The sequence below is a fragment of the Pseudothermotoga elfii DSM 9442 = NBRC 107921 genome, from assembly GCF_000504085.1.
Lineage (GTDB): Bacteria > Thermotogota > Thermotogae > Thermotogales > DSM-5069 > Pseudothermotoga_B > Pseudothermotoga_B elfii.
Genome location: NC_022792.1, coordinates 281,502 through 297,695 on the forward strand (window position 1 = coordinate 281,502; position 16,194 = coordinate 297,695).

At 39.4% G+C, this 16,194-nt stretch carries 16 protein-coding genes and 1 tRNA gene; 12 read left to right on the forward strand and 5 right to left on the reverse strand.

Translation table 11 applies throughout. From position 1 onward, the window contains the following. Positions 1-35: 35 nt before the first annotated feature. The 3 genes from TEL01S_RS01295 (at position 36) to TEL01S_RS01305 (ending at position 3,729) form a co-directional block, all read left to right on the forward strand. The gene (locus TEL01S_RS01295) at positions 36-422 is read left to right on the forward strand and encodes a RidA family protein (RefSeq protein ID WP_012002320.1); all 387 of its coding nucleotides are present in this window, start codon (positions 36-38) and stop codon (positions 420-422) included. Positions 423-485: 63 nt separating this feature from the next. Then, positions 486-3,119: a calcium-transporting P-type ATPase, PMR1-type gene (locus TEL01S_RS01300; RefSeq protein WP_232504367.1), complete on the forward strand. Its 2,634-nt coding sequence runs from the start codon at positions 486-488 to the stop codon at positions 3,117-3,119. 37 nt (positions 3,120-3,156) lie between these two features. Then, positions 3,157-3,729 (forward strand): hypothetical protein, encoded by a 573-nt coding sequence (locus TEL01S_RS01305; protein WP_012002322.1) that lies wholly within the window; start codon positions 3,157-3,159, stop codon positions 3,727-3,729. A gap of 21 nt (positions 3,730-3,750) precedes the next feature. Here TEL01S_RS01305 and TEL01S_RS01310 read toward each other — a convergent pair whose 3' ends face one another. After that, positions 3,751-4,632: a DUF4438 domain-containing protein gene (locus tag TEL01S_RS01310; RefSeq protein WP_012002323.1), complete on the reverse strand. Its 882-nt coding sequence runs from the start codon at positions 4,630-4,632 to the stop codon at positions 3,751-3,753. Between the two features lie 82 nt (positions 4,633-4,714). On the opposite strand from TEL01S_RS01310, the gene TEL01S_RS01315 reads away from it, so the two are divergent. The 5 genes from TEL01S_RS01315 to TEL01S_RS01335 all read left to right on the forward strand — a co-directional run bounded on the left by TEL01S_RS01315 (position 4,715) and on the right by TEL01S_RS01335 (position 7,541). Then, positions 4,715-5,386, forward strand: a complete 672-nt coding sequence (locus tag TEL01S_RS01315; protein ID WP_028843497.1) for an endonuclease III domain-containing protein — start codon at positions 4,715-4,717, stop codon at positions 5,384-5,386. Between the two features lie 45 nt (positions 5,387-5,431). Beyond that, a tRNA-Ser gene (locus TEL01S_RS01320) sits at positions 5,432-5,522 on the forward strand. A 45-nt stretch (positions 5,523-5,567) separates the two neighbouring features. Continuing rightward, a complete protein-coding gene (gene rimP, locus TEL01S_RS01325) occupies positions 5,568-6,017 on the forward strand; it encodes a ribosome maturation factor RimP (RefSeq protein WP_051366136.1) in 450 nt (149 codons plus the stop codon). A gap of 13 nt (positions 6,018-6,030) precedes the next feature. Beyond that, complete coding sequence (gene nusA, locus TEL01S_RS01330) at positions 6,031-7,065, forward strand: transcription termination factor NusA (RefSeq protein ID WP_012002326.1); 1,035 nt, start codon at positions 6,031-6,033, stop codon at positions 7,063-7,065. 11 nt (positions 7,066-7,076) lie between these two features. Further along, complete coding sequence (locus TEL01S_RS01335; RefSeq protein WP_012002327.1) at positions 7,077-7,541, forward strand: Fur family transcriptional regulator; 465 nt, start codon at positions 7,077-7,079, stop codon at positions 7,539-7,541. Here TEL01S_RS01335 and TEL01S_RS01340 read toward each other — a convergent pair. Genes TEL01S_RS01340 through TEL01S_RS01355 form a run of 4 tightly spaced genes read right to left on the reverse strand, consistent with a single transcriptional unit; the run spans position 7,481 to position 12,389 of the window. Further along, entirely contained in the window at positions 7,481-8,776 is a 1,296-nt protein-coding gene (locus TEL01S_RS01340; protein ID WP_012002328.1) for a ComEC/Rec2 family competence protein, read from the reverse strand. The genes TEL01S_RS01335 and TEL01S_RS01340 overlap by 61 nt on opposite strands. Further along, on the reverse strand, positions 8,773-9,981 hold the full coding sequence (locus tag TEL01S_RS01345; RefSeq protein WP_028843494.1) for a 2,3-bisphosphoglycerate-independent phosphoglycerate mutase: 1,209 nt from the start codon (positions 9,979-9,981) through the stop codon (positions 8,773-8,775). Before TEL01S_RS01345 ends, TEL01S_RS01340 begins: the two co-directional genes overlap by 4 nt. A gap of 4 nt (positions 9,982-9,985) precedes the next feature. Further along, positions 9,986-11,629, reverse strand: coding sequence for a tetratricopeptide repeat protein (locus TEL01S_RS01350; RefSeq protein WP_028843493.1), 1,644 nt, complete (start codon positions 11,627-11,629; stop codon positions 9,986-9,988). Beyond that, a complete protein-coding gene (locus TEL01S_RS01355; protein WP_012002331.1) occupies positions 11,589-12,389 on the reverse strand; it encodes a GTPase in 801 nt (266 codons plus the stop codon). Before TEL01S_RS01355 ends, TEL01S_RS01350 begins: the two co-directional genes overlap by 41 nt. 80 nt (positions 12,390-12,469) lie before the next feature. Here TEL01S_RS01355 and glgD point away from each other — a divergent pair, with 80 nt between their 5' ends. The 4 genes from glgD to TEL01S_RS01375 are packed head-to-tail and all read left to right on the forward strand — an operon-like array spanning position 12,470 to position 16,186. Next, positions 12,470-13,576: a glucose-1-phosphate adenylyltransferase subunit GlgD gene (glgD, locus tag TEL01S_RS01360; protein WP_028843492.1), complete on the forward strand. Its 1,107-nt coding sequence runs from the start codon at positions 12,470-12,472 to the stop codon at positions 13,574-13,576. Between the two features lie 13 nt (positions 13,577-13,589). Next, positions 13,590-14,852 (forward strand): glucose-1-phosphate adenylyltransferase, encoded by a 1,263-nt coding sequence (locus tag TEL01S_RS01365; protein WP_012002333.1) that lies wholly within the window; start codon positions 13,590-13,592, stop codon positions 14,850-14,852. Between the two features lie 6 nt (positions 14,853-14,858). After that, positions 14,859-15,902, forward strand: coding sequence for a DUF4899 domain-containing protein (locus tag TEL01S_RS01370; RefSeq protein WP_012002334.1), 1,044 nt, complete (start codon positions 14,859-14,861; stop codon positions 15,900-15,902). 23 nt (positions 15,903-15,925) lie between these two features. Next, positions 15,926-16,186 carry a hypothetical protein gene (locus tag TEL01S_RS01375; protein WP_144313060.1) on the forward strand — a complete coding sequence of 87 codons (261 nt, stop codon included), beginning with the start codon at positions 15,926-15,928 and terminating at the stop codon, positions 16,184-16,186. The last annotated feature ends 8 nt before the right edge of the window (positions 16,187-16,194 follow it).

Consider the following 16,194-nt stretch of genomic DNA (forward strand, 5'->3'; position numbering starts at 1 on the left):
AATGAGAGTTCCTGAAATTCTGAGGAGGTATGAAGATGAAAATAATTCAGACAAGTGGTGCACCAAAGGCAATAGGTCCCTATTCTCAGGCAATTGAGGCGGGCAATTTTATTTTTGTCTCCGGGCAAATTCCGATCGATCCTGCCACGGGGGAACTGGTGAATGGCGATATCAAAAAACAGCTAAGAAGGGTTCTGGATAACATAGAAGCCGTATTGATGGCTGCAGGTTGTACTCTGAAGAATATCGTGAAAGTCACTGTTTTCGTGGTTGATCTGAAGAGTTTCAGTGAGATCAACGAAGTCTATGGAGAGTATTTTAATGAGCATCGGCCAGCAAGATCCTTTGTTGAAGTCTCAGCTTTGCCAAAAGGATCTCAGATAGAAATTGAAGTTATAGCTGTAAAAGATGTAAATAAATAAGAAAACTGGCATTATTTTATTGATGGAGAATACAAATAATTTTTTACAGACGAGGGGTGAAATATGGTGAAAGATTTTTACAAACAAAGTGTTGAGGATGTGTGCAGCCATTTAGGAACAGATCCTGATAAGGGTTTGTCAAGTGAAGAAGCAAAAAAACGTTTGGAAAAATATGGACCTAATGAGCTTGCAGAAAAAAAGAAAAAGACTATCTGGCGAATGTTTTTTTCCCAGTTTACGGATTTTTTGATTATCATACTTCTTGTTGCTGCTGGTGTTTCGATACTTGTTGGGGAATCCGTTGATGCAATTTTGATAATGATCATAGTTGTTTTAAATGCTACTTTGAGTACGATTCAAGAATCAAAGGCCGAGAAATCTTTACAGTTACTCAAAAAGATGGCTGCTCCAATGGCGAGGGTTCTCAGAGATGGAATCGTACAAACCGTTCCGTCGCGGGAGATCGTCCCCGGAGATATTGTGATCCTTGAAGCTGGTAATTACGTCCCCGCTGATGGCAGATTGATTGAGACTGTTAATTTCTCGGTTAGTGAAGCTGCTTTGACTGGAGAGTCACAGCCTGTGGAGAAAACCACAGATCTGATTGATCAGGAAAATCTTCCTCTGGGCGATAGAACAAATATGGTTTATTCAGGAACAATAGTAAGCAGAGGTCGTGCCAAAGCTGTCATAACCTCAACAGGTGAGAATACAGAGCTGGGGAAAATAGCGAAGTTACTTTCGGAAATGGAAGAAACACAAACGCCATTGCAACAAAATCTTGAGAAGCTTGGTAAACAGATAGGGATGATCATACTTGCGATATGCGCTGTTGTATTTTTGGTTGGAATTTTTGAGGGCGAACCTGCTCTTGAAATGTTTTTGACAGCTGTCAGTTTAGCTGTTGCAGCTGTTCCGGAAGGATTGCCAGCTGTCGTTACTATAGTTTTAGCCCTGGGTATGTACAACATGGTGAAAAGGCATGCGGTTATAAGAAAGTTGCAAGCTGTCGAAGCACTTGGTTCGGTGAATGTCATATGTTCTGATAAAACCGGTACTCTGACTAAGAATGAAATGAATGTGGTAAAGTATTATCTTCATCCATCTATTATTCTCGATCAGGAACAAATAAAATCACAAAAATCTGAGCACATAGAAAAATTATTCATGGGAGCAATTTTGTGCAACGATTCATTTATAACTGTCAAAAATGGCAACAGAGTGACATCTGGAGATCCCACCGAAATAGCCCTTGCTCTTGCAGCTATGGATTACGGTTTTGACAAAAATGAACTTGAGAAGCGGATACCAAGAATACACGAAATTCCTTTTGATTCTGATAGAAAGATGATGACCACTGTTCATGAATTTGAAAAAAAGAGGCTTTCTTTTACCAAAGGGGCCCCGGATGTTGTTATAAAGAATTGCTCAAAATACATGGCGCCTGACGGCGAAATAAAAGTATTATCTGAAAATGATAAAAACGAAATTGAACAGGCAAATATGAAAATGGCCCAGGATGGCTTAAGGGTGCTCGCGATTGCCTTTAGAGAGATTGGCGATGACTATTCGGAACTTGAAAAAGATCTGGTTTTTCTTGGCTTAATGGGTATGATAGATCCTCCGAGGCCCGAAGTAAAAGATGCTCTTGAAAGATGTAGAACAGCTGGTATAAACGTGATCATGATAACGGGTGATCATAAAATTACCGCTCAGACGATAGCAAGAGAAATAGGCATTTTGTCTGAAGATGACATGGTTTTAACAGGACACGAGCTGATTGAAATGGATGTAGAAGATCTTGTGAAAGTCGTGGATAAAGTTAAGGTTTATGCGAGAGTCTCTCCAACAGATAAATTGAAAATTGTCGAAGCTCTTAAGAAAAAAGGAAAAGTTGTTGCAATGACAGGTGACGGTGTCAATGACGCACCCGCGTTGAAAAAAGCAGATATCGGTGTTGCTATGGGTATAACAGGAACAGATGTTTCAAAAGATGCATCGGAGATGGTCCTTACAGATGATAATTTTGCAAGCATTGTTGCTGCAGTTGAAGAAGGAAGGAAGATTTTCGATAATATAAGGAAAGTGGTTTATTATCTTCTTTCGTGCAACATCAGTGAGGTTGTCACTATATTTGTGTCAATTTTGTTGAGATTGCCTTTACCATTAATACCCGTTCAGATTCTTTGGATGAATCTTGTAACAGACGGTCTTCCGGCTCTGGCACTTGGTGTAGAACCCGCTGAGCCAGATGTGATGAAACGTTCTCCGAGAGATCCAAAGGAAGGAATAATGAGCAAAGAAATTATGACGAATGTGTTTATTGGAGGAACGATTCTTTCGGTTTTGACTCTGTTTGTGTACAGCTGGGCGCTTTTGGAACATGACCAGATTGAGTTGCTTCGAACAATGGTGTTCTTTACCCTGTGTACAGGTCAATTACTGCATTCTCTGAACTCTAAATCCATAAAACTCTCTCTGTTTAAGGTTGGCATTAAGAACAATCCTCGTTTATTAATAGCAATAGCAGGATCATTCGCTTTGCTATTGGGTGTGATATATTTACCAATTCTCCAGAATGTATTTGGGACCACTAACTTGACTGGGAAACAGCTTGTGGTGTCTTTGATCGCAGCTATAATGATAATACCGCTGTATGAACTTGTCAAAGTAATCAGGTACAGAAAAAAAGAATGATGTGAATTGTGGTAGTATTTTGTTCAGGGGGAATTTTATGAAAAAGATATTGACAATCTGCCTATTTTTGCTGGCAACAGGAGCAATAGCCGGGGTATTTTTTTCGGTAAACCCTTCACTTGGCTTTTCAATTTATAACGACGTTTATGCAGATGGTAAAAAACAAGTGCGTGCAATAACTGATTATGGTGGCCAATTGAATATCGAATATGGTTTGGACGAAGGCTTGCGAATGGGAGCGGTTCTTGGCTTGCTAAGTATGTCTGTTGCCAGTGACTTAGGTACAACAGATGCAAACCTCTTTTTCGTAGGCCTGGCACCAAGTTTTTCTTTTGGTTTTCTGGATGTAATTGGAAAAATTACGGGTGAAATAATGTTTGTTTTTATGGGACCAACCGGTAGCTTATCTGCGCTTGGTCTTTCTGGCACAAGTAATCTTGAAGGAAGGATTTATTCAGGAAGATTTGACGTCCAGTTTCCCTTGAGTGAACAGTTTTCAGTTGGCGCTGGGCTCGGTGTGAGATTCCACGATCTGTACATATCTACCAGAAATGTTTACGTACGAACTTTGAGCACCCCAATTTACTTGAACATGAACTACAAATTTTAAAGCCCGCAGGATTTGCGGGCTTTACTCCCTATATCTTCCTATCTTGAGTATCTTGGCAATATTTGCATCTGGATCTATAACTGGTTTTATCTTTGGCATTGCACAGCTCATTATGGTAGTTACACCCGGGCCATGTCCAGCGTATTTACAATCACTGTGAATAACAACACCTATGGTTGCCGCTCCTTTTCTATAACATCTTCCGAATGTGTTGTCATGGTCCTGAATGTAAACAATATCACCAAATCTGAGTTTGTCTAACCCATATTTTTTCAAAGTTTTTTTATCGGCAGTCATTATATCGTAGTCGCCTGTACCCATGCTCGTTGAACCAATTCCGGAACCCATCAAAAAGGAAGGCACAACTGCCACGACCGGCATATAAAGTTTGCCATCTTTCTCCTCTATTGAAAGTTTTTCAAGCAGGTTTGGGTCAATGTTGTATACGTAGACATCGGGATAGTCTAAAAATTTTAACCCCTGTCCAAAACTTTTGATTAATATCTTGTCATCGAGTGTGAGCTTTTCAAGTACTTCATCAGGAAAATCTATCAAAACATGTTCAGCTCCGCCGTGATGACCTGTAACAACACCTTTTGCCCCCTTTGCATCCCCACTTACAACTCTTGCTTCGTTTCCAATACATGCGTAAAAATTGTAGCCTCTGTTGGGCCCTGAATCCCTCTTGTCTTGATCTAAGATTGTAGAGACACCGGGCTCAACATGATCTGCTTCCCAGCCAAAGGCACAATCCCCAACTTTTACGTTGTAGGTTATTCCACCTGTTCCAGGTAGCATAAATGGTTTTCCATCATGTGAGACGCTGTGTCTACCGGAATGTTCTGGCCTGACAATTGTACCCTGCACAGAGATCATGACAAGCTTATCCTTATTTGTTCTCATAAGAACACCTCCAGGATATATCCTATCAAATCTGTTCGAAAAACGAATTTTGATATTATTTTTTCACAGGAGGTATCTGTTAGTGGATGTACGAAAATTTCTATTGAAAATCTACAAAATTCTTTATGGAAGTTACGGACCACAAGGCTGGTGGCCTGCGGAAAGCTGGTTTGAAGTGATTGTCGGAGCTGTTCTGACACAAAATACATCCTGGAACAACGTCGAGAAAGCTATACATAATATAAGAAAAGCTGGGGCCCTTGATCCGGTGATACTGTTCAGGTTACGTAATGATCAGCTCTCTCAACTGATAAAATCGGCGGGATTTTACAATTTGAAAACCGTTAGACTTAAGAATCTGTTGTCCTTATTGTCGGAATATAATTTTGATTTTCATTCTTTAAGTAGAAATATCACAAGAGAAATTCTTTTGAATGTTAACGGCATAGGGAAGGAAACAGCTGACTCAATATTACTTTATGCCTTTGATAAACCTGTTTTTGTTGTGGATAATTACACCAAGAGGGTTTTTGAAAGACTCGGAATTCTGAATGAAGAAGATAGTTATGATAAGATACAGGCGATTTTCCATGATCTGCCGAAAGATACTGGTCTGTACAAAGAGTACCACGCCTTGATTGTGAAACATGCAAAAGATATTTGCTTGAAAAATAAACCAAAATGTAACATATGTTGCGTTAAAGGTTTCTGTGCATTTCATACCTACATTAGCAAACCAATCAGCACTTGCTAATATTTGTTGTTTATGGTATAAATTATTTTGCGTAGTAAACAATTTGGAGAGGTGGCCGAGCGGTCTAAGGCGCACGCCTGGAGAGCGTGTGGTGGGCAAAACCCACCCGTGGGTTCAAATCCCACCCTCTCCGCCAAAGTACCGGGACAGACGTCCCGGTTTTTCAGTAGAGGTGATTTTAGTGAAGAAAATAATAGATAAATTAAGACCAGTGGTAATTGATATATTGAGTCAATTGGGACTTGAGTTGTTTGATATAACTCTCAGGCGGGAACGAAGAAAATTGGTACTTCGTGTTGTCATAGATGACCCGGAAAATTATGTAAGCATTCGCCAGTGTGAGATTGTTTCCAGTCAAATAGGAAACTACCTCGATGAAGCTGATTTGATAGACAGCAGCTATATTCTTGAAGTTTCCTCTCCTGGACTTGATAGGCCTCTTAGAGAAATAAAGGACTACAACCGTTTTGTTGGCAGATTAGCAAAAATATGGCTTAAAGATGGAAAAGTACTGGTAGGGAATATCAAGGAAACTACAGAAAACACTGTCTCCATTGAATTGAAAAATGGAGAGATAATCACTTTTTCGTTTGATCAGATCAAGAAAGGAAAACTTGAAATCGACTTTTAGAGGAGGTGGGTATATGAATCTTGGGCTTCTGGATGCTCTTGATCAACTTGAAGAAGAAAAGGGAATATCTAAGGATGAAATAATAGAAATTCTTGAAAAGGCGCTTGTCAGTGCTTACAAAAAAAATTTTGGGACAGCAAAGAACGTTGATGTGAAAATAGATCGTATGACAGGAGATATACAGCTTTTTCAGGTTTTCGACGTCGTAGAAGAAGTTGAGGATCCTTTGACTCAAATGAGTGTCGAAGAAGCGAGAAAAGCAGATCCGCTCGCAGAATCAGGAAAGAAAATTTTCAAGAAAATCAGTGTTAAGAATTTTGGCAGAATAGCCGCTCAAACCGCCAAACAGGTTCTTATACAGAGAATCAGAGAACTCGAGAAAGAAAGGCAGTATGAGCATTATTCAACTCTTGCAGGTAGTGTTATCACCGTTGAAGTCATAAGAGTTACATCTGACTGGGCTGATATAAGGGTTGGTAAAATAGAAACAAGGTTACCTAAGAGAGAATGGATTTCAGGAGAAAGCATCAGCGCTGGCGAACTCATAAAGGTTTATGTTCAGAGTGTTGTAAAAGATAAGAAAGGGCCGAAGATAATGGTCAGTCGGGCAGTTCCAGAGTTTGTAGCAGGGTTGCTGAAATTAGAGATACCAGAAATTGAAAACGATATAGTGCAGATCAAAGCGATAGTGAGAGAGCCCGGGGTCAGGACCAAGGTTGCTGTTGTATCGACAAATCCACAGGTAGATCCAGTTGGAGCGTGTATAGGAGAAGGAGGAAGCCGAATAAGTGCAATATTGAGAGAGCTCAAAGGTGAGAAAGTGGATATCTTCAGATGGACAGACGACCCGAGACAGCTTATTGTGAATGCGCTCGCGCCTGCCTCAGTGACGAGTGTCGAGATACTTGATTTTGAAAGAAAAGCTGTGAGAGTTTTGGTCCCACCTACACAGTTATCTCTGGCCATTGGCAAAGGTGGACAGAATGCCAGATTAGCTGCAAAATTAACAGGCTGGAAAATAGATATAAAACCGGTTATGAATGTTTGAGAGGAGGATAAATGATGCTTTACGAGTCTTTAAGAAAAGAACTTCGTTCCAAAAAGTATAGAATGACCGCCCAGAGAGAAATCGTTTTGAAAGTTTTTGCTGAATCTGGAGAAAGACATCTTGGTGCTGAGGATGTTTACAGAAAACTCGTGGAAAAGAGGTACAGGATAAGCAAGGCAACTGTTTATAGAACGGTGGAACTCCTTTCAAAACTCGGTTTTCTCAGAAGATTGGAATTTGGTGAGGGTATTTACAGGTACGAACTTGCTGCACCAGATGCAGAAACCCTGCATCAACACATAGTGTGCAAAGCTTGTGGAGAAGTAATAGAGGTTGATGAAAAAATAGTGAAAGACCTTGTGAAAAATGTAGAATCAAAGACAGGTTATGTCATAAACGATTACGATATAAAATTCTATGGTTTGTGTCCGAAATGCCAGAATAGGAAAAGTATCAGCAGAGAAAACAGAATATAACCTGTAAGACCGAGAGAAAAATTTGGTACAAGAGAGGAAAGATGAATTAAACGCTGAACAAGATATACAAAAGGTGTTGCACCCTTCAATAGAATTTGGGCTAAGGTTTCCATGTGAATTGTTCTGAAAAAAATTGATATGAAAGCTGCCCATATTATGGGGATAACCAGATAAGTAGCAAAGATACTTAAAAAAGGCGAGAGAACATTTAGCGAGGAGAAGATATTTAAAAAGGGTGCAACACCAAAAAATGCCGAAAAAGGTGTGAAGAGAGTTTTTACAACAATGTGGTATGAGCGAATCTTTTCCTGGCAGATTAGGATAGACGCTGTTGCCATATAGCTCATCAAAAATGATGTTGATAATATGCAATAGGGTTCCAGTAAAATATTGAATGTTCCAGCCATTCCAAGTACATTTAATGGTTCAACTGGATAGTCAGCAATCTTAAAAAAACTCCAGATGCAAAGCATTGCTGCTGCTCTGAATGCCGAGGGTGTTGGACCAGTGCTCAGTGCAAACATCAGAGCTATAAAAGCTCCGATGAACCTCCTGAAAAAGAGTTTGTATGTAAAAAAACTCACTATAATTTCCACAAGCGCATACACAATCCCCACATGAAGACCAGATACAGCAAATATATGGGCAAGCCCACTGTTTTTTAGATCACTATATTCTGCCTGATCAAATTCGCCATCACTGAAAAGCAGTCCATTGACTGTTTTTGCAAATGGTCCGAGAACATCTATGATGAAAATTTCGTTTTCCTCTTTGAATTTTTGCAAGATGCTCATAACTTTTAAAAACCCTCTTGCTGTTTGTCTGACACCGCAGGAAAAATCTGGTACAACTGTATATAGAGGATAAGAAAAGGATTTGCTGATTTTTCCATAGATATATACCTCTTCCCCGGGATTTATCTGATCAGATTTCACTTTTACATCATGGTGCAGATAATTCCATTTCCCATTCTCAAAAAATCTGACATTGCTCACAACAGTATAGCTGGATTTTTTTAAGGTACAGAACCCGACTATTTCCGATCTTTGTGGAACATTGCCAGGAAGGCTGATGATCAAACCAAGAACGACACACAGGAGGTAGATCCTAACAGAAAGATGTTTCCACAATAAAAAAATGGCGATACCAACCATTGAGAAAGAAATTAAAAGAGCCGGGGATAGCAAAACCCCGGTTGAAATACCAAGAAAAGATATCAGCCAGAAATAATTCATGCACCATATTTTTCAAGTCTAAGAGCATGAGCAAGAATGATACTCATCGCATCTACTGCGTAGAATGTGCCGAGAGTTCCTTTTGCACATTCGTATTCATCGAAAGCCTTGCTTAAACCCTTTCTTGTATATTTTGACCACAACATGAACGGTACAGGATGCCAGCTGTGTGATTTGAGAGCAGCTGGTGTTGAGTGATCTCCTGTTATGGCAAGAACATCCGGATTTAAAGAAATGATTTCGGGTAGAACCGAATCAACCTCTTCTATAACATGCACCTTAGAATCGAAATCTCCGTCTTCACCATAGGAATCTGTTTTTTTCACGTGGAAGTAGAAGAAATCGTAACTACCCCAGACACTTTTCAGTGTTTGCATTTCTTCTTGTATAGTTGACCCCGTTTCAATTACATCCATCCCGACAAGCTTTGCGATGCCTCTGTACATGGGGTATGTTGCTATTGCAGCAGCTTTAAGTTTGTAAACCTCAGGAAATTGCGGTAATTTTGGGTATTTTGAAAACCCCCTTATAAGGGCGAAGTTCATCCTTTCTTCGTCTTTGAGCACATCTGCTATTTGATTCATGAGCTTGTTTACAATTTCCGATGTCTTTTTTGCTTCTGCTGTGAGAGGTTGGGTGAGCAGAATTGGTTTGCCTTCTTTTTGTGGATCGGCATCGGTTATTTTGTCATCAAGGCCCTCAGCAGTTAGTTTAACTACAAAACGATGCTCCTTGCCAGGGTAAAAAGTTATCTTGACGCCATCAATTTCTTTGATAAGACTTGAGAGTTTTTGAACAACTTTTCCGCTTTCCTCTGTTGAAGGTCTTCCTGCTCTTCGATCTACAATAATACCATTTTTTACAGTAGCAAAATTTGCCCTCGCAACGATATCTTTTTCTTCAACGTCTACATTTGAACCAAGAGCTTCGAGTATTCCTCGACCTATTTGATATTTAACAGGATCGTAACCAAATAAGGCAAGATGTCCGGGACCGCTGCCAGGTGTTATTCCATGAAGGACTGGTATAGTCTGACCGAGGTCTGAATCTTTAGCAAGTTTGTCAAAGTTTGGAGTGTTTGCTTTTTGAAGTGGTGTCTCTCCATTTTTTGGAATATCACCGATTCCATCCATAACAAGTAAAACGATTTTAGTTTGCGCAGGCTGAACTATCTCGCTTAAAAGCTGTTGCCTGTCGTAATTCATCATCTCACCTCCGTATAGATTGAAAGATTAGATAGATTTCTTTCATAAGATTATCTTCGATTAAGTATAAATCTTCTTCAGTTATATCTATAGAAAGAATTTTCAGAAGTTCGATGAGAAAATCGCTTCCTTTTTTGATTCCGTTCAAATGCAACTCCTCAAGTGAAAAACTTTCATTTTCGAGCTCAGAAATTCTCTTTGCAAATTGCCAATGGTACTCCTGTATATCTGTTACTACATCGTTCACAAAGCTCTGAAGATCAAAGTTTCCGTGTGCACTGATGTGCAGGAAGATTCTCATCAATGTTATTGCCACTGCAAGCATTATTCCGCTTCCATAAAGCGAAACAGCCACTTTTGTAACATTTTTTTCCATTTTTATCGGATCATCATTTGATGCAAGTATTATAAACATCACGATGTCCAGCCATTGTACGGTGTCTATCTCTGTGTCTGTAGCAGGTAGTATTCCATTTTTCACCATGTTAATACGATCTTCGTTCTCTAAAAGATCTACCAGTTTTTGCACGTTTATCTCGCCTTTTTCCATGCACGGTTTGAATTTCTTGACTTTATCCGATATAAAATCTGGCACATCAACAGGACGCCATTGCCTTAAAAAAGTGATTAAATCTTCCATTTTCTCATAATACGGTGATGAAAGTTTTTCAGATAAGCGAATAGCTTCCTCTTTGTCAACAAAAAGTGTCAACAGCACTCTGTTGTAATTTAAAGAAGGATCATTGTTGTTGATCTCAAAAGCCCTGTCTATAAAATCTTTTGCCTGTTCATAGAAACCGAGTTTTCTCAAAATCAGAGCATATTCATTCATTATAGTGGCATCCTGAGGCTTTTTTTCTACAAGATCTTTTAGAATATGCATAGCTTCGAAATGTTTTCCAAGGCGAGACAGAGTGAAAGATAAATTGAATAAACTCAAATAGTCTGTTTTATCTATTTGTACAGCTTTTCTCAAACTGTTCTCCGCATGGTCATATTTTTGCAAAATGTTGTAAGCTACCCCTAAGCGTGCATATGCTTGTGCGAAGTTTGGATCGATTTGAATTGCCGTCTGGTAAAAATCGCATGCCTGTCTTACCTCCCCCATCTCCATATAACAATCCCCTATTCTTAATAGCGGTAAAAGAAAATTTTTGTCCGATTCAAAAGCCTTTTTGTATTCCAGTATGGCATCTTCGAACTCTTTTTTTGACCTCAAAAGATTCCCAAGTTCGTAATGGCCGAGTGCAAAATAATTGTTTTTTGATGTACTTGACCTCAGAAAAATTTCAGCCTGATCGTAATCCCCGCTTCTCGATAAAATCACACCTTTGAAAAAATCGTATCTGTAATCTCTCTCGAGCTGTTCAACCTTTCCAAGCCACTCTTCAGCTTCTGTCAGGTTGTTTTCATTCAGGGCCTCTTTAACTTTTTCATAATAGAAGTAAATCAAATATGATTTGTAATACTGATCTTTCGAAATCTCATACTGAGCTTCTAAGCCCCTTATGATTATATTCACGGGTATGTGATTCTCATCGAGAATCTCTGGCAGATCTTCTGCAAGTACTGGAAGTTTCACTGGTAGGTTCAATCGTTTGGCTTTATCAGGTTTCAGTGGAAGATAAACTATTGCCTTGATAAGCACTCGCCTCCTCTACAGTTTCGAAGGTAAATCTTCCAAGTTTTCCTTGAGATAATTTGATAAAGAAATCTACAAGAGCCCTTTCTCTGTCAGGTATGCCGCCTTTCAGAATCATTCCCATTTTTTGTGCGTGCCTTTCCAGAAAATCCTGCAGACTGTTTTCTTCAAGCTTTGCACGTCTGGCATATATTTCAAAAGCCCTTTCCAGAACCTTTGGGGGAACATTTTCAGGAATCAAACATCCGGTTAAAAGAAGCTTCGCAGCTAAATCTGAACTCCAGAGCTTTGGTAATAGCAACCCGGGCGTATCAAGTATTCTGAGTGAACCTCCTGCCGAAAACCACTGCAAACCCCTCGTGATGCCAGGTGCAGCCCCAACTTTTGCTGAGCGCGTTCCTTTAAGCTTGTTCAGTAAAGTTGATTTGCCGACATTTGGTGCACCAACTATCATGATCAACGAGTTTTTATCCGCGTGGTTTGCAATGAAGTCTATGAGGTAGTTTTTGGTGGTATTTTTGTTGAAAATTAATACCTTTTCATTTTTACTCTCAAAAAAAATCTTCCACTTCATGGTTTGTTTAGGATCAGCTATGTCTGATTTGCCGAGAATCATGACCTTCTTTTTCCCCATAAGGAATTTCCTGTCGTAAGCCTGCGTGGCGAGGGGAGCTCGTGAATCAAGCAATTCTACGACAAGGTCTATATCTTTTATGATACGGTGTATTGTTTTTGAAGCTTTTGCCATGTGCCCCGGGTACCACATGAAAATTACCTCCTATAACATTGTATACCAATGTCGATTTCGATGCACCAGAATGATAAAATAAGCTTGGGGGAGATATTATGAGAGTCCTTGGATTGATTCTTGCAGGAGGACAGAGTAAAATGCTCGGCTCTCTTGTGTCAAAGAGAGCAAGTGCAGCGCTGCCTATATTTGGTAAATATCGTGCTATCGATTTCACTCTCAGCAATATGGTCAATGCTGGTATAAAAAAGGTTGGAGTGCTTACTCAGTACAACCCGAGAAGCTTGATGGACCACCTTGGCTCAGGGAAAGAGTGGGATCTGGATAGAAAAAATGGTGGATTGTTTCTTCTCCAACCATACGTAAGCCAAGAAGGTTATTACTGGTATAAAGGAACGGCAGACGCTATTTTTCAAAACATGACGATACTCAGGCGTGGTGAAGAAGATTACGTTCTTATAGGTTCCGGTGATCACATATACAAAGCAGATTTTGGTGATATATTCAACTTTCATTTTTCTACAGGTGCCGATATAACATTGCTTGTTAAAGAACTTGACGAAACGTACGATCTTACTCAATATGGAATAGTGAAACTTTCGGGAAACAGGGTAATGGAAATTGAGGAAAAGCCAGAAAATCCCAAAAATAATACCGCTTTCTTAGGAATATATTTTATGAACAAATATCTTTTGATGGAGTTGCTATACAATTACGTAAATAGAGGAGAAAATGACCTTTTGAATATCGTCATTTCTCAGATAGACAGGCTCAAAGTACATGGCTATGTTTTCAGAGGATACTGGAGAAATATCAAAAAGGGAGTTGCCGAGTATTTCCGTGTGAATATGGATTGTTTGAAAAGAGAGATCCGTGAAGAGCTGTTTTACAAACATGGGAAAGTCTATACAAAACTGAAAGATTTTCCCCCACCTAAAATAGGTGGAAATGCGGTTGTGAAAAACTCAATAGTTTCTGATGGATGCATTGTCAATGGATATGTAGAAAACTCAATACTGTTCAGAGGCGTTGTTGTGAAAGCAGGTGCGGTTGTTGAAAATTCTGTCTTAATGCAAGATGCGGTTGTGGAAGAAGGCGCAATTGTCAGAAATGTGATTCTCGACAAAGAAGTTTTGATTAGACAGGAAGCAAAACTGATTGGGAGAGATTCCATAGCAGTTATGGAAAAAAGGGCAGTTCTATGATGAGGTGGTTAAAATGAGGAAAGTTCTCGCTCTCATTTTGGCTGGCGGCCATGGGAAAAGATTAGGGGTTCTGACTGAGAAAATAGCCAAGCCCGCTGTACCTTTTGGTGGAAAATACAGACTTATTGATTTCACTCTTAGCAACTGCGTGAATTCTGGAATATACCATGTGGGAGTTTTGACTCAGTATAGGCCGCATCTGCTCAACAATCATATAAATATTGGTCGTCCATGGGATCTGGATAGGAAAAAAGGTGGAGTGACAATACTTCCCCCTTATCTTGGTGGTGTAGCAGGCTGGTACAGAGGAACTGCCAACGCGGTTTATCAAAATATAGAATATGTTGATTCTGCTGATCCCGATTTTGTGCTCATCCTTTCTGGTGATCATGTGTATGCGATGGATTACAACGATATAATAGATTTTCATATATTGAAAGGTGCTGAAGGTACTATTGCTTGCATAGAGGTACCTCCTGAGGAAACGAATAGATTTGGCATCATGATGACAGATCTTGATTCAAGAATAGTAGATTTTGAAGAAAAACCGCAAAGGGCAAGATCGAATCTTGCATCTCTTGGCATATATGTTTTCAATTGGAAGTTTTTGAAAGAGTATCTTATTAGAGACGAGCAAAACAATGAAAGTACGCACGATTTTGGCCATGATATTATCCCTTTGATGATAAATGAAGGATGCCAGATATACGCTTTCAAATTCAATGGTTACTGGAGAGATGTCGGAACAGTTAGATCTTATTGGGAAAGTAACCTGGAGCTCACAAGGCCTATTCCTCCTTTGAATCTCTACGATCGACATTGGCGATTCTTTACACAAACAGAAGAAATGCCACCTGCGTACTGTGCCCCAACGTCGAAAATAGTTAATTCTATAATCAGTGAAGGATGCGAGATATACGGTTTTGTCGAAAACAGTGTGATCTTTCAGGGAGTTTACATTGGTGAAAATGCAGTGGTAAAGAACAGTGTTGTCATGACATCAACAAAGATAGGAGAAAATTGCGTTATCACAGACGCTGTAATAGCTGAACGAGTTATTGTGGAAAATAGAGTAATTATTGGTGAGGGTGATGATGCAAAAAACAAGTTAGATAGCGATGTTTATACCGGGCAAATCACTGTTATTGGGATGTATTCGGTTATACCATCAGGTTCAGTAATCGGTAAAAATTGTGTCGTTGGCGTCGGGGTAGAAAAAGGTGATTTCAAAACTCAGAAAGTAGAATCGGGGGATTATATACTTCATAAGGAGTGAAGGAGTTTGGATTTTTACTTTGTTAAGTATCGATTGAAAAGCCGTATCACGGCAGAAGAAGGGATAGGTTTTTTCTTCGGGAAAGTTAATGAGCCTCCCGAATATGATCTGCTAATTGTTCCAAGCAGGTATTCAAATTTTCTGAGGTTAGATCTCTCAGATGATTATGCTGCTTTTATAAAAGGGTTTAACGATCTCAAGTCAAAGTTATCATCGCAGATTCCAGAAAGTGTAGATCTTTCGAACGAATTTTTGAGTTACATTAAAGGATATATCTCTCGAAAAGGTGGGCAGCTCTTTGGGGCAGAGCTGAGTGCTGCTGTTAAAGACAGCGATGTAGATCTCGTGCAGTATATCGTTTCGGAGATTCTCAAAGAATGGGCCCCAAAGATAGAGATTACAGTTGAATTCAAACAGGTCAGCTACCAAGAAATATCCGCAGAGAATTTTATGCAATTGTGGCAGGATTTCGATAGCGAGGGTTTGGTTGATGTACTGAAGAGGCCAGATATAGCAGATCTTGCTGAGATTTTTCCACTGGTTGACCCTATAAGAGGTAAAGTTCTTGCGGAATTTGATGTTGGAGATCCTATTTTTTTCGTAATCCTCAATGTAAGAAATTCAGAGAATCTGGAAAAGCTCAAATTACTTTACCCCAAGCATTTTTCGCAGCAAGGAAATGTAATCCCGCTGCCCGGTATACTTGTTGGCAAAGAACTCATAAGAGGTAAAAAAGAGGAATATTACCTGATAAAAGTTGATATGGGTGAAGGTTTGCTCGGAAGGGGTTTAATACCTAAGTCTATAAAGATAATGTCTGAAGTCCAGAGATTTGAAGAAAAGATCACAAAATCACAACAAGAATGGAACGACAAACTTTCTCAGATGGTATCAGAGAAGCCAGAGCAGCAGAACCAGAATCAAAGTGTAAAATTAGCTGGAATTAGATCTGATATGAAATCTCACGGAAGTGATTTCCTAATAGCCTTTCTGATGACCTTGATGGTCTTGGGAATAATCTTGATTGTTTCGTACTTTTTCACATTATGAGATACGGGTTTTTAGTCCTTGATATGGTGATAGGCCTGCTTTTAATAGCGATTGTCATGGTGATTGCTTTTTCCACTATTTCTCATCAACGTTTTTTAATAAAAAGGGCTTTCGAAATGGATTTAGCGAATCGGACAGCCATGAATATATTTGTGAGAATTGTAACAAACAGTGAGATTCCAGAAACTTCCAATGGTTTTCAGATAAATGTTCTGAGTGATAAGATAATCTTAGAATCATCTACAAAGATCTACGTTTATCAGATCGGAGATGATGATGGTTGATATTGAGG

Bases quoted from the DNA above. Each gene is read 5' to 3' on its own strand.
- TEL01S_RS01335 (WP_012002327.1), top strand. From the start codon at position 7,077: ATGATGCTTTACGAGTCTTTAAGAAAAGAACTTCGTTCCAAAAAGTAT.
- TEL01S_RS01340 (WP_012002328.1), bottom strand. From the start codon at position 8,776: ATGAATTATTTCTGGCTGATATCTTTTCTTGGTATTTCAACCGGGGTT.
- TEL01S_RS01365 (WP_012002333.1), top strand. From the start codon at position 13,590: ATGAGGAAAGTTCTCGCTCTCATTTTGGCTGGCGGCCATGGGAAAAGA.
- TEL01S_RS01310 (WP_012002323.1), bottom strand. From the start codon at position 4,632: ATGAGAACAAATAAGGATAAGCTTGTCATGATCTCTGTGCAGGGTACA.
- nusA (WP_012002326.1), top strand. From the start codon at position 6,031: ATGAATCTTGGGCTTCTGGATGCTCTTGATCAACTTGAAGAAGAAAAG.
- TEL01S_RS01295 (WP_012002320.1), top strand. From the start codon at position 36: ATGAAAATAATTCAGACAAGTGGTGCACCAAAGGCAATAGGTCCCTAT.
- TEL01S_RS01345 (WP_028843494.1), bottom strand. From the start codon at position 9,981: ATGAATTACGACAGGCAACAGCTTTTAAGCGAGATAGTTCAGCCTGCG.
- TEL01S_RS01355 (WP_012002331.1), bottom strand. From the start codon at position 12,389: ATGTGGTACCCGGGGCACATGGCAAAAGCTTCAAAAACAATACACCGT.
- TEL01S_RS01375 (WP_144313060.1), top strand. From the start codon at position 15,926: ATGGTGATAGGCCTGCTTTTAATAGCGATTGTCATGGTGATTGCTTTT.
- TEL01S_RS01305 (WP_012002322.1), top strand. From the start codon at position 3,157: ATGAAAAAGATATTGACAATCTGCCTATTTTTGCTGGCAACAGGAGCA.
- TEL01S_RS01300 (WP_232504367.1), top strand. From the start codon at position 486: ATGGTGAAAGATTTTTACAAACAAAGTGTTGAGGATGTGTGCAGCCAT.
- glgD (WP_028843492.1), top strand. From the start codon at position 12,470: ATGAGAGTCCTTGGATTGATTCTTGCAGGAGGACAGAGTAAAATGCTC.